The following is a 12737-nucleotide window of genomic DNA, read 5'->3' as shown; positions in this document are numbered from 1 at the left end:
CTGGTGACCTCACACCGTTGGTCCCCTGACACCGTTGGTCACCTCACCCCGCCCCCCGGCCCTGGGGGGCCCGGCCGAGACCTCGCGGCCGGGCCCCACAGGGCTGTCCGGGAGGCGGCCGGGGAGCGGCCGACGGTCGTCGCATCGGACGGATGCGTCCCAACCAGGTTCCGGAGCAGGTGCGTTGCAGCCGGGGGCGGTAGCGGCTACGCCTGGCGGACGAGACCGGTCAGACGCTTGTACGGGGGCCTCAGCCGCTGTGGGTGACCGGCTCGGGGCCGGCGTCGAGCGCATCGAGGACCGCGTCGCCGTTCGCCCTCGCCCACTCGGTCAGCATGTGGATCGGATCGATCAGCGTGGCCCCGAGCGGTGTGAGTTCGTACTCGACGCGGGGCGGCACCTCGGCGTAGGCGTGGCGGCGGACGAGTCCGTGCGACGCGAGCCGTCGGAGCGTCTGGGTGAGCATCTTGCGGGAGATGCCACCGATCAGCTCGATCAACTCGCCATGGCGCACCGGGCCCTTGCTGAGGCCGTAGAGCACGACCACCGTCCACTTGTCGGCGATCAGCTCGACCGCCAGACGCGCCGGACAGTCGGCGAGAAAGGGATCACCGGGACCGAAACCGCTCATGGCGGCAAAGGTACCTGCTGGTTCCTGTCGGAAACATAGCCTGGGTTCTCTCCCCCCTTCCGAGCCGGTTCCGAGCCAGGAGAGTCATGCGAGTCATCACCCAGCACACACTCGGCGGTCCCGAGGTGCTCACCATCGTGGACGCGCCCGAGCCCCAGCCCCTCCCGACAGAGGTTCTCGTCCGCGTCAAGGCGATCGGGCTGAACCCGCTGGAGGCGCTCCTGCGCGCCGGCGAGTTCCCCCCGCTGCTCGGCCGGCCGCCGTTCATCCTCGGCTGGGACATCAGCGGCGTGGTCGAGGAGGGGTCGCTGACGTACAGGTTCAGGCCCGGCGACGAGGTGTTCGGGATGCCGCTGTTCCCGCGGGCGGCGGGTGCGTACGCCGAGTTCGTGTCGGCGCCGGCGTTGCACCTGGCACGCAAGCCGGCGTCGCTCTCGCACGTCGAGGCGGCGGCACTGCCGGTCGTCGGGCTGACGGCGTGGCAGGGGCTCGTCGACCTCGGTGGCGTGAGCGAGGGCGACCGCGTCCTGGTCCACGGCGGTGGCGGCGGGGTCGGCCACGTCGCGATCCAGATCGCGAAGGCTTTCGGCGCGCACGTGATCGCGACCGCCAGTGGGAGCAAGCGGAAGTTCGTCGAGGAGTTCGGCGCCGACGAGGTGATCGACTACACGGCGGTCGACTTCACCGAGGCGGTCCGCGACATCGACGTCGTGCTCGACACGATCGGCGGCGACACCGTCGAGCGGTCGCTCGAAGTACTCCGCCCCGGCGGTCACCTGGTGACGGCGGTCGCCGAGGAGGATCCGGCGCTCATCGCCAGGTACGAGGCGGCCGGCATGCGCTTCAGCGGCATCGCGGTCGACCCCGATCCGGTCGCCCTGCGAGGTCTCGTCGAACTCGTCGAACAGGGCAGGCTCCGGGTCCATGTGCAGGAGACGTTCCCCTTCGAGCGCGCCGCCGAAGCGCACCGGCTGCTCGACGCCGGTCACCTCCGGGGCAAGCTCGTCCTCACCGTCTGATCCCGTCGTGGGGCCTCCCGGTGAGCGAGGCGAGGCCCTGCTGATGAACGGCTGGTGAGCCCGGGGTCCGACAGCGGTGATCTGTGCGGAGGCCGTACCACCGGAGGGTTCTGCCGCTGATCCCTTTGTGTCCGGCGGGTGAGGGGGGTTCTCCCGGCTGTTCGGCGGACCTTGGACCGAGCGGCGTGTGATCGCTTTTCCGTAGGCTGCCGCTGCCGCTGCCGCTGCCGCTGCCGCTGCGGCCAGGGGTGGGGCCGGGCAGGCAGCAGACGGACGACGGGACCTGGCGTGGCCGGCTGTTGGCGCAGTGGTCGGACGTAGGTGCCCGGAGCCATCCAGCCATCCAGCCATCCGGCCCCGCCTCGGCCGACCGGCGACGGGCCCGTCGCGCGCCCCCTTTCGACGCCCTGGGGGGCGAGGAATCGACCACACAGCAAAACCGGTCCGGTTTCCGTACCGTGTCCGGCTCGGCGAGCAGGACCTCGCGCGGTCGCTGCCGGGCCCCGGCCTCGTTCCAGTCCCGCGGCCTGCGCCGGCACCTCGTGCCCGGAGCGGGCCTCGGCTCCTCGCAAGGCGCCCACTGCCTGAGCCGCGTGCGGCCGCGGCAGAGCCCCGGCGCCGGAGAAGTCCCCGGGCTCCGTCCGCCTCCCTCGGCCCGTGCCGCCCGCCGCGGGGGTCAGCCCACGGTCAGGACGATCTTCCCGGTGGTGTGGCCCTGCTCACCGATCTCGTGTGCCTTCGCGGCCTCGGCCAGCGGCAGGACGGTGTCGACCACCGGCTTCACCACGCCTTGCTCCACCAGGGCGGCGATCTCACGCAGGCCGAGGTGGTCGGGCTCGACCAGCATCCACACCGCCCGCAGGTGTTCGGGGACGACAGCCGGGACGTCGTCCGGGCCGGGCAGGGTGACCAGCCGCCCGCCCGCCCGCAGCACCTTCAGGGAGCGCTCGGCGGTCTGGCCGCCGATCCCGTCCAGCACCACATCCACGTCCTCGACGGCATCCTCGAACCGGACCGCGCGGTAGTCGATCACCTCGTCCGCGCCCAGTTCCCGAAGCAGGTCGTGCTTGCCGGCGCTGGCGGTACCGACCACGTACGCGCCGCGCGCCTTGGCGATCTGCACGGCGAGGTGGCCGACCCCGCCGGCCGCCGCGTGCATCAGTACCCGCTCACCGGCGCGCACGCCGGCGGTGTCCACCAGGGCCTGCCAGGCGGTCAGCGCGGCCAGCGGCAGCGCCGCCGCCTGGACGTGGGTGAGGTTCGCCGGTTTGGGCGCCAGGTGGCGGGCCGGGGTGACGACGTACTCGGCGTAGGCGCCGGCCTGGCGGGGGAACAGCGGCATGCCGTAGACCTCGTCGCCGGGACGGAACACCCCCACGCCCGGTCCCACGGCCTCGACGGTGCCGGAGACGTCCCAGCCGACCGCCGGCACCTCGCCCCACTCGATCAGGGACCCACTGGCCCGGGTCTTGAAGTCCACCGGGTTCACTCCGGCCGCGTGGACCCGGACCAGGACCTCGTTCAGTCCGGGCTCGGGCCGGGCCACCTCACGCTCGACGAGCGTCTCCGGTCCGCCCCACTGCTCCACGACCACCGCACGCATGCTGTCCGCCTCGCTCTTTCCGTCTCGATCGGATGTGCCGCCCGGGTCGTTCCCGGTGCGACGTCGTCCACGATCCGGTACCCGCCTCCTTCATGGTGTTGGCCGCTTGGCCACTATGTGACAGGATCTGGCCATGAGCGAGACGCAGTCGCCACGCACCGACCCCCGCGCCGACCGGCTCGCCGACGCACCGGAACCGCACCGCATCGCGGTCCTCGCCCTGCCCGGCGTCCCGCCCTTCGAGCTCGGCATACCCTCCCGGGTCTTCGGCAGTGTCCTGGACGGGGGCGGACGCCCGCTGTACGAGGTCACCGTCTGCACCGCCGACGGCGCCCCCGTCCTCAGCGACGCCGGGTTCACCGTGCAGCCCGCGGCCGGCCCGGAGGCCCTGGCCGCCGCCGACACCGTGATCGTCCCGCCCACGCACGCCATGCCCGAGCTCGGCCGCGGCGGTCCGCTGCCGCCCGAGGTCACCGCGGCCATCGCCCGGATCCGGTCCGGTACCCGCCTGGTGTCCATCTGCACCGGCTCCTACGTCCTGGCCGCGGCAGGCCTCCTCGACGGGCGGCCCGCCACCACCCACTGGAACCTCGCCCCCGAGTTCCGCCGCGCCTACCCACGCGTGAAGGTCGACGAGGACGTCCTCTTCGTCGACGACGGCGACGTCCTGACCTCCGCGGGCGTCGCCGCCGGCGTCGACCTGTGCCTGCACATGATCCGCCGCGACCACGGCGCCGCCGCCGCCAACCGCGCCGCCCGCATGTGCGTCGTACCGCCCTGGCGCGACGGCGGGCAGGCCCAGTACATCGACCGCCCGGTCCCCGAACCCACCGTCGCCACCACCACAGCCACCCGCGCCTGGGCCCTGGAACACCTCGGCGAGCCCCTCTCCCTGAACCGCCTCGCCGAACACGCCCGGATGAGCCTGCGCTCCTTCACCCGCCGCTTTCGCGACGAGGTCGGCATGACCCCCGTGCAGTGGCTCACCGCGCAACGCCTCGAACTGGCCAAACAGTTGCTGGAGACCACCGACCTGTCGATCGGCCTGGTCGCCCACCGCTGCGGCTTCGGCTCCGCGAACTCCCTGCGCGCCCACATGAGAGCGGCCTTCGGAGTCTCACCCGCCGCCTACCGCCGCACCTTCGGCCCCGACGACCCCGCCGGAGCCCGTGTGGCCGTGACGGTCCGATGCTGATCGGCCGACGTCCGGCGACGCGTGCGGTTGCGCGGGCGTCACCCGGCCGGTGTGTTTCTGGCAGTTCGATCCCAGGAGGAGACAACATGGCACCACAGATCCTGCGTGCCGAGGACAGGACGCCCGCGCCGTGGAAGAACGGCGGCGGCGTGACCTCGGAAGTGGCAGTCCACCCGCAGGGCGCGGGGACGGAGGACTTCCTGTGGCGGGTCAGCGTCGCCGACGTGGCGGGCGACGGACCGTTCTCCGCGTTCGCGGGAGTCGACCGGATCATCACCCTCGTCGACGGACCGGGCATGGCCCTCACCGTCGCCGGGGCCGCGCACAAGGTGGACGCGCCGTACGAGCCGTTCGCCTTCCCCGGCGACGCGGTCACGGAGTGCCGTCTGCTCGGCGGGCCGATCGTCGACTTCAACGTGATGGTACGGCGTGCCGAGATGACGGCGCGGGTCCGCGTGGTGCGCTCTGACACATCCGTGCGGCCGGCCGCGGGGACGGGCGTTCTCGCGATCGTCCTGGACGGGTCCGCCGTGCTCCGGCATGCCTCCGTCCGCCTCGGTCGCCTCGACGCGGTACTGCTTCGGGAGGGGGAGGGCGACAGCTTCGGCGTCGACGGGGTCCTGGCGGTCGTGGACCTCGCGGCCAGGCCCGGCCGATGACCTGGCCTGCGTGCACGTAGAGGAAGCCGCGGCCGCCAGGCCGCGGCTCTCGTCGCTTCGCACGGCCTGGCGGCCGGTTCGGGGGGCGGGCCGGGCCGGCGCCCGCGGGGTGTCACGCCAGGGTGGTCGCCATCCGGTGGATCAGGCGGGCGCCGGCGCGGGCCGTGCGCTGGTCCACGTCGAATTCCGGGTTCAGCTCGGCGATGTCGCAGACCGCGAGCTTGTCACTGGCCGCCACCCGGTGGCAGACCCGCTCGACGACTTCCATCGGCACCCCGTATGCAGCGGGCGCGCTGACGCCCGGTGCGACCGCTGCGGGGAGCACGTCGAGGTCGATGCTCAGGTGCACGATGTCGCAGCTCGCGAGGAAGTCGTCGACGAACCTCTCGGCGCGCTCCAGGTCCGGCAGCCCGCACTCGGTGTCCGGCAGCCAGCGCACGCCGAGCCTGTCCGCGGTGCCGAACAGCCGCTGGGTGTTGCTGGGCTGGCTGACGCCCAGCACCCAGTAGTTGAACTCCCGGCCGTGCCGCTCCTCGCTCTGCGCGATCTGCAGGAAGGGTGTGCCGGAGCTGGGCCGGACGTCGTCGCGCAGGTCGAAGTGCGCGTCGAGGTTCAGTACCCCGAGACGGCCGCCCTCGCGCAGCGCACGCGTCTGCCGCAGTCCCCGGTAGCTGCCGTACGCCACCTCGTGGCCGCCGCCCAGCACCATCACCGGGTGACCGCGGTCGACGAGCGGGGCGACCGCGCGCCCCAGGCGCTCCTGCCCTGCCTCCAGGACGCCCTCCCCGTTCCCGGTGACCTCGATGTCACCGGCGTCCAGCGCCCGCAGCGGCTTCGGCAGTGCCATCGACGCCAGAGCGCGGCGCAGGGCGCCCGGGCCGTTCGCGGCGCCCTGCCGGCCCTTGTTGCGGCGTACGCCCTCGTCACTGCGGAAGCCGACGAAGGCGACCTCACCCGGTGCCGCCTCTTCCGGGTCGAGGTGAACGGCCCTGTGCCAGCGCAGGTTCTCGGCGCCGGGGCCGTCGTCCCGTCCGGTCCACGGAGTGGCACACACGTCCGGGGGGACGTGCCGGGCTTCCTGCCGCGTGAACGCGGCGCTCACGCCGCACCGCCTTCGGTCTCCGTCATCGGGATGCGCACGCCCCGCTCCTCGGCCACCGAGGCGGCGTGCTCGTAGCCGGCGTCGACGTGCCGGATGACACCCATGCCGGGGTCGTTGGTCAGGACGCGGGCGAGCTTGCGGGCCGCGAGTTCGGTGCCGTCGGCGATGCAGACCTGACCGGCGTGGATGGAGCGGCCCATGCCGACGCCGCCGCCGTGGTGGATGGAGACCCAGGAGGCACCGGACGACGTGTTGACCAGGGCGTTGAGCAGCGGCCAGTCGGCGATGGCGTCGGAGCCGTCGAGCATCGACTCGGTCTCGCGGTAGGGCGAGGCCACGGAGCCGGAGTCGAGGTGGTCGCGGCCGATGGCGACCGGGGCGGACAGCTCGCCGGAGGCGACCATCTCGTTGAAACGCAGACCGGCGCGGTGCCGCTCGCCGTAGCCCAGCCAGCAGATGCGGGCGGGCAGACCCTCGAACGCCACGCGCTCGCCGGCCAGCTTCAGCCAGCGGTGCAGGTGCTCGTTCTCCGGGAACAGCTCCATGATGGCCTTGTCGGTGGCCTCGATGTCCTTCGGGTCACCCGAGAGGGCGGCCCAGCGGAAGGGGCCCAGGCCCTCCTCGAACAGCGGCCGGATGTGGGCCGGCACGAACCCCGGGAAGTCGAACGCCCGCTGGTAGCCGGCCTTCCGGGCCTCGTCGCGAATCGAGTTGCCGTAGTCGAAGACTTCGGCGCCGGCGTCGAGGAAGCCGACCATCGCCTCGACGTGCTTGGCCATGGAAGCACGGGAACGCTCGGTGAAGCCGGCGGGATCCTCGCGGGCCTGCTCGTGCCACTCCTGCACGCTCACGCCGACGGGGAGGTAGGACAGCGGGTCGTGGGCGCTGGTCTGGTCGGTGACGATGTCGATGGGCGCGCCCCGCTCCAGCAGGTCGGGGAAGACCTCTGCGGCGTTGCCGAGCAGACCGATGGAGAGCGGCTTGCGGGCGTCGCGGGCCTCGACGGCGAGGCGGAGGGCGTGGTCGAGGTCGTCGGCGGCGACGTCGAGGTAGCGGTGGGCGATGCGGCGCTCGATGCGCGTCGGGTCGCAGTCCACGCAGATGGCCACACCGTCGTTCATGGTGACGGCCAACGGCTGGGCGCCGCCCATACCGCCGAGGCCGGCGGTGAGGGTGACGGTGCCGGCCAGGCTGCCCCCGAACTTCTTGCGGGCGACGGCGCCGAACGTCTCGTACGTGCCCTGGAGGATGCCCTGGCTGCCGATGTAGATCCACGAACCAGCCGTCATCTGGCCGTACATCGTGAGCCCTCGGGCCTCCAGCGACCGGAACTCCTCCCAGTTGGCCCAGTCGCCGACCAGGTTGGAGTTGGCCAGCAGCACGCGCGGCGCCCACTCGCTGGTCCGCATCACCCCGACGGGCTTGCCGGACTGCACCAGCAGCGTCTCGTCGTCCTTCAGCGTCTTCAGCGTACGGACGATGGCGTCGTACGCCTTCCGGTCGCGCGCCGCCTTTCCGGTGCCGCCGTAGACGACGAGGTCCTCGGGGTGCTCGGCGACCTCGGGGTCGAGGTTGTTCATGAGCATCCGCAGTGCGCCTTCCTGCTGCCAGCCGAGGCAGTTGAGTCCGGTGCCACGCGGGGCGCGGACGACGCCCGGTGCCTCGGGGGGAACGCTGGTCATGTGCACTCCTTACGGAGGGATGGAGCAGTTGCCCCGCCATGACACGGCAACGGCGGGCGCCGGACCAGCGGCGCCGCCGGGCTTTCTCGGATCCGAGACCCTTCCTTCCGCCCCCGGTATCGGTCCGTCCGTGGTCCGGTGCGCAGGGAGCGGGTCCGCAAGAAGAGCGGCACCCACCCGGGACGACCGGTCCTCGCCCCTCACCCGGTCGTCGGCGCGTGGCCCGAGACGGCCGTGGTGAGCCGTGCGGCACCGAGCCGCAGGGCGTCGCGCACCTCGTCGGTGTCGTGCCGGGGGTGGGAGCGGCGCCAGGTGGTGCTGATGGCCGCGATGGGCCGCCCGTGGTGATCGAACGCCGCCACCCCCATCGAGCAGAACCCCCGGGTGACCAGTTCGACCTCCTGCGACCAGCCGCGCTCACGCTCCCGGGCCAACTCCGCCACGAGTCCCGCCGGCGTGCGCGGCCCCCTGCCCGTGCGGGTCGTCAGGTCGCCCGGCCGGGAGAAGAGCGCCCGCAGCTGCGCCTTGGAGGAGTGGGCGAGAATGGCGCGCCCGTTGGCCGTGAGGTGGGCCGGCAGACGTACGCCGACGTCGGTGACGAGGGCGATGTCGACGTCGCCGGCCCGGCCCGCGGACGGCTGTTCCTTGAGCAGGTAGACCGTCTCGGCGCCGTGCAGGATGCCCAGGTGCACCGTCTGGCCGAGCCGGCGCGCGAGAGTACGCAGGATGGGCCGGGCGAGCCGCTCCAGGGGCTCGTGGCGCAGGTAGGCGGAGCCCACCTCGAAGGAGGTGACACCGAGCCCGTACGCCTGCTCCGCCGGCACGTGGGTGACGAAGCCGCGATCGGCCAGAACGGTGAGGATGTGGTACGCGGAGGACCGCGGGATGCCCAGGTCACGCGCGAGCGTCGAGGCCTGCACCAGGCCGGGGCGCGCCGCGAGGTACACCAGGATGTCCAGCGCCCGGCCGACGGCCGGCGACACGCTCGACGACGTACCCGACGACGTACCCGGCGTCGTCTCGTGTTCGTTCACCGGACCACCCCTCGACGTACCCGCACAGACAGGAAAATACAGGGCGTGTCGTCGGCGTCCGTCGCATCCTGGCCTCGCCCGGGGACGAGGCCGAGTGGTGGGCGGCGACCGAGGAGCCGCCGTTCCACCACTGCGGTGAGTGACGGTGGGCCCGGGACTCATCCGGCGTGGTGCGCGGTCCTGGTCCGCTTCCGCCCAGCACCTGAGCGGCTGGACGGAAGCGGGGCGGTCCCCTTCGGTGGTTCTTCAGCACAAGGGGGCCGCGCGGCCTCCCAGACCGGAAGGTGCGACGCCGGGGCGTCACTTCCATAGTGCGCTCTCCGGCTCGTCCCGCGCCGAGAAGGACGGGATCGCCGTCAAAAGTGTTCGTTCAGCCGTGATTCGGTGTCGGTGAAGGCCGAGATTGACGTGCTGCGGCGCCTGCTACGTGGCGGGGGCACGAGGCCATTGTTCCGCAACTCCATGATCACGTTGAGTGATGCGCGGTGGGAGCACCATGCTGTGGTCCAGCTTTCCCGGCGGCGCCTCAGCACCGCCGCCGGAAAGGCGCCCCAGACACTCTTCTTCCCTGCGCACGGAAGGCGCCATGACCAGTAAGCAAGTGATGACCGTGGCCGTACTGGCGACGGTCCTCGCGTGGAGCACGGTGATGACCGTGCTCGGGCATCTCGCGGCCGTGGCCGCGCTGCTGCCCTCCCTCGGACTCCTCGTCCAGCAGATCGTCGCCGCGTTCGACGGTGCCGGTGCACAGTGCGACCCGGCGGCCGGGAGCGAGGGACCGTCGCGGTGAACATACCCCGGATATCCGACCAGCCCGACGGCGAGCCTCCCAGCCGCAAAGGACGCCCGCCCGGCCCCATCTGCGACACCGTCGGGGTGACCCACCGGACCTGGCTGGAGCAGGTCCGCAGACGGCTCGCCGCCAGCGGACTGACCCTCGACGAACTCGTCAGCCGCTCCGGCTACTCCAAGACCAGGCTGTCCGAACTGCTGCGGGGCAAGGGTTACAACCCGGGCTGGGCGATGACCTACAGCGTGGTCAAGGTCCTGGACATCCCTCCCTGGCCGTTACGGCGCCTGTGGACGGCAGCCGCACGGGAGGCGGCGAAGAAGGACACCTGGATCGAGGACGGTATCCACGCCGTGCAGCCCCTGGGGCCGGAGGAACCGCCGATCGCCCACCTAGCCTTCAAGCAGGTCATGGGCCGCCCCTACACCGCCTACGCCCAGGCGTTCCTGCAAACCGAGGCCCGTACCCGCCGGGTGGTCGCGGAGACCTTCGACATCCTGTGGCTCAACTGGAACGAGGCGACGAGCAGCAGCAACACCCCGCGCCACGCGTGGAACCTGCTGCGTGCCAAGGTCATGGCGCGGGCCGACACCCATGACGGGCACCCCGACCTTCGCACGGCGGCCCTGCGGACCACGGCCGTCGCCGAAGCCGCCGGTCCCGACGACTGCCTGGCCCGGGCCGCCAGGATGGTGGCCTTCTTCGAGGCCGTATGCCGCCTCCCCGACGATCAGATGGACGTCACCGTCCTGCGCTTTCTGTGCGGCATCGACGAGGGCGCCGTGCCCGACATCGTCGGTCTGCCCCCGGCCATCACCCACAGCCTCACCCGCCACGCCAGGGGTGCCCTGCACGGCCTCCACCCCGGCATCCGCCCCGACACCCTGGAGTGATCAGCCCCCCATGAGCGCCATCGACGATCTCCTCGCCCAGTCCCGCCTGCTGGACCACTACGTCCCGGCGGACGTCGTCCCCCACGACGACTCGGCCTACTACGCCTTCGACGACCTCGCCCAGGCCGGGAACAAGCCCGGCCACGACCCGGCCGGCGAAGACGCCGCCGCAGAGCTCGCCGCCCTGTGCGAGACGGCCGTCGCCCACTGCAGCGCCGCACAGCTCGTCGACTTCCTCACCGACCAGGTGCCCCAGCCACGCGCCGCCTGGATCCTCGGCTGCGTACTGCAGATCGCCGGCGGCGACGACGGCGCTCGCTTCTGGTGGCAGTACGCCGCCGGCGCGGACGACGCGCCCGCCTCCTACTGCCTCTACCTGCACCACCTCGCCCGCGGCGACGCCCACGCCGCCGCGCTGTGGCAGACCCAGATAAGCGCCTACGCACGAGGAGAAGGCAGCGCCTCCTTCTACGGCCCGACCTCGCCCGCCTCCAACGTGGTCAACGCCGACACCAGCCTGCCCACCCTGCTGCGCATCCTCAGCCGCCTCACCCCGGCCGGCCCCCGCCAGCACACCCAGACCGCCACCGCCGTCATCAAGTTCGTCTCCCGCGCCGTCACGATCGGCTACCACCGCCACCCCGACCTCGAAATCCCCGCCCCCGGCACGCACTTCGCCGAACAGCTCCAGGTCATCCTCGCCGCAGCCCCCTCAGCCCCGGACACCCCCGCGGCCCACGGACCCGAAACCCGTACCACCGGTGCGGGAGGGCGGGCCGAGGAACTGCCCAACAGGACGGCGCCGGAGGCCGTTGACGAGCGCGCTCCCGCCCAGCAGCAGACCCCCGAACCGCGAGGGCTGCTGGTGGAAGTCACCGCCGGCGACCGCGAGTCGGCCCCCCAGTTCTTCAAGGAGGCGAGCGCCGTGTGCTGGAAAGACGCCACCGACGCCCGGCCCAGCGGACGCGGCAGCACCCTCGTCTACTACCTGCACCGCTTCCTCAGCCCCCGCATCCGCACCGCGCCGGCGCATTGAAGGCCCCGGCGGCACCGCGACCGCCGGATCGGCCTCAGCCGCGGGGTGCCGTGGAGGCGCTGCCGGGGCCGGCACCTGCCGCCGAAGTCGATCTCGGGGCAGACGCACGCGAATCCGTTCGGGCAGTCGATCCTTCCCGTGACGGACCGGCCGCGGGGGAGGGCGGGACGCCGGCCAGGACCGCATGCCCACCGCTTGCGTTTGCACGGTCGGGCGCGGGGGACCCGCCGCCCGTGGAGGCTGCGGGCGAGACCGGGGGCACTTCGCAAGGAGTCAGGCATGTACGCTCCGGAACATCACGGCCCTGGATGCCGACGGCTGCTTCTTCCTGACGCCGGCCCGCGGCGCGGGACCGCTCCGGCCGCAACGTGTGGATGAGCCGGTGCCCCGGTGGACCGCGCGGCGCCCCCCGCGGCTGCGTTTCGAGGGCTGGATCGCGGGCCTGGGCACGTGCTCCGGGACGCGCATCGTGCTCGGCCACTGGCAGCACTCACCGTTCGGCCCGTTCAGCGACGTGATGCTGGAGCGGCCCGAAGGCGAGCGGCTGCTGCTGGCCCCCACGCGGCAGAGCGCGGACTTCATCGCAGGAACCTACGTCTTCGACACCGTGCGCGTCGTCCCCGTGCGGGTCCGGATCGCCGACGGCTCCTGGACGGTCACCGCGGGCCCGTTGCAGCTGCGCTTCGTCGCCGGCAGGCGAGGGCTTCTGGGTCTTCTCCTGCGGGCCCTGCCCGGCACTCTCGTTTGCCGGCCGGCGTGGAGCACGCTCACGGACTGGCCGGCCCGCCTGCTCCTGCGCGGTGTGCGGACCCGGGGCAGTGCCGGTGCGGGCCGCCGCGAATGGTACGGCGCACGGGATCTGCGGCCGATCCGCGTCATCTCGGCGTTCTTCGAAGGCGCCGACCTCGGCGCCATGACACCCGTGGAACCGCCCGTCCGCTTCGGCTTCGGATCAGTGCCGAGGAAACCCTCGCTCACCCGGGTCACGACGACGGTGGCCCTCGGACCCGGGCAACCGGAGCCGGCCGGCCCAGGGGGCTGAACTCTGCAAGACCGGAGCTCCCTGACCCAAGAGATCAAGAGATCAAGAGAT

The 12737-nt window shown here is 72.4% G+C and carries 12 protein-coding genes; 7 read left to right on the top strand and 5 right to left on the bottom strand.

What is annotated here, in order from left to right:
* Positions 1 to 250: 250 nt before the first annotated feature.
* Entirely contained in the window at positions 251 to 631 is a 381-nt protein-coding gene (locus ACFC02_RS32665) for a winged helix-turn-helix transcriptional regulator (RefSeq protein ID WP_376365195.1), read from the bottom strand.
* An 86-nt stretch (positions 632 to 717) separates the two neighbouring features.
* Here ACFC02_RS32665 and ACFC02_RS32660 point away from each other — a divergent pair, with 86 nt between their 5' ends.
* Positions 718 to 1650: an NADP-dependent oxidoreductase gene (locus ACFC02_RS32660; RefSeq protein ID WP_376365193.1), complete on the top strand. Its 933-nt coding sequence runs from the start codon at positions 718 to 720 to the stop codon at positions 1648 to 1650.
* Positions 1651 to 2326: 676 nt separating this feature from the next.
* Here ACFC02_RS32660 and ACFC02_RS32655 read toward each other — a convergent pair.
* Positions 2327 to 3253 carry an NADP-dependent oxidoreductase gene (locus ACFC02_RS32655; protein WP_376365191.1) on the bottom strand — a complete coding sequence of 309 codons (927 nt, stop codon included), beginning with the start codon at positions 3251 to 3253 and terminating at the stop codon, positions 2327 to 2329.
* Between the two features lie 133 nt (positions 3254 to 3386).
* Between ACFC02_RS32655 and ACFC02_RS32650 the strand changes: the two genes are divergently transcribed.
* Both ACFC02_RS32650 and ACFC02_RS32645 read left to right on the top strand, forming a co-directional pair.
* Positions 3387 to 4448, top strand: coding sequence for a GlxA family transcriptional regulator (locus ACFC02_RS32650; protein ID WP_376365189.1), 1062 nt, complete (start codon positions 3387 to 3389; stop codon positions 4446 to 4448).
* Between the two features lie 86 nt (positions 4449 to 4534).
* The gene (locus ACFC02_RS32645) at positions 4535 to 5107 is read left to right on the top strand and encodes a HutD family protein (RefSeq protein ID WP_376365187.1); all 573 of its coding nucleotides are present in this window, start codon (positions 4535 to 4537) and stop codon (positions 5105 to 5107) included.
* 112 nt (positions 5108 to 5219) lie between these two features.
* Here the strand turns inward: ACFC02_RS32645 and hutG are convergent, their stop codons facing one another.
* The 3 genes from hutG to ACFC02_RS32630 all read right to left on the bottom strand — a co-directional run bounded on the left by hutG (position 5220) and on the right by ACFC02_RS32630 (position 8925).
* A complete protein-coding gene (gene hutG / locus ACFC02_RS32640; RefSeq protein WP_376365185.1) occupies positions 5220 to 6209 on the bottom strand; it encodes a formimidoylglutamase in 990 nt (329 codons plus the stop codon).
* Positions 6206 to 7891, bottom strand: a complete 1686-nt coding sequence (gene hutU / locus ACFC02_RS32635) for a urocanate hydratase (protein ID WP_376365183.1) — start codon at positions 7889 to 7891, stop codon at positions 6206 to 6208. Before hutU ends, hutG begins: the two co-directional genes overlap by 4 nt.
* A gap of 200 nt (positions 7892 to 8091) precedes the next feature.
* Complete coding sequence (locus ACFC02_RS32630) at positions 8092 to 8925, bottom strand: IclR family transcriptional regulator (RefSeq protein WP_376365181.1); 834 nt, start codon at positions 8923 to 8925, stop codon at positions 8092 to 8094.
* Between the two features lie 586 nt (positions 8926 to 9511).
* Between ACFC02_RS32630 and ACFC02_RS32625 the strand changes: the two genes are divergently transcribed.
* The 4 genes from ACFC02_RS32625 (at position 9512) to ACFC02_RS32610 (ending at position 12686) form a co-directional block, all read left to right on the top strand.
* Complete coding sequence (locus ACFC02_RS32625; RefSeq protein ID WP_376365179.1) at positions 9512 to 9715, top strand: hypothetical protein; 204 nt, start codon at positions 9512 to 9514, stop codon at positions 9713 to 9715.
* The gene (locus ACFC02_RS32620) at positions 9712 to 10608 is read left to right on the top strand and encodes an XRE family transcriptional regulator (RefSeq protein ID WP_376365177.1); all 897 of its coding nucleotides are present in this window, start codon (positions 9712 to 9714) and stop codon (positions 10606 to 10608) included. Before ACFC02_RS32625 ends, ACFC02_RS32620 begins: the two co-directional genes overlap by 4 nt.
* Positions 10609 to 10618: 10 nt before the next feature.
* Positions 10619 to 11644, top strand: a complete 1026-nt coding sequence (locus ACFC02_RS32615) for a hypothetical protein (RefSeq protein WP_376365175.1) — start codon at positions 10619 to 10621, stop codon at positions 11642 to 11644.
* Between the two features lie 382 nt (positions 11645 to 12026).
* Positions 12027 to 12686 (top strand): hypothetical protein, encoded by a 660-nt coding sequence (locus ACFC02_RS32610; RefSeq protein ID WP_376365173.1) that lies wholly within the window; start codon positions 12027 to 12029, stop codon positions 12684 to 12686.
* Positions 12687 to 12737 lie beyond the last annotated feature (51 nt).

Source organism: Streptomyces sp. NPDC056160 (assembly GCF_042268205.1).
GTDB lineage: Bacteria > Actinomycetota > Actinomycetes > Streptomycetales > Streptomycetaceae > Streptomyces.
This window is presented reverse-complemented; position numbering and strand designations above follow the sequence as displayed.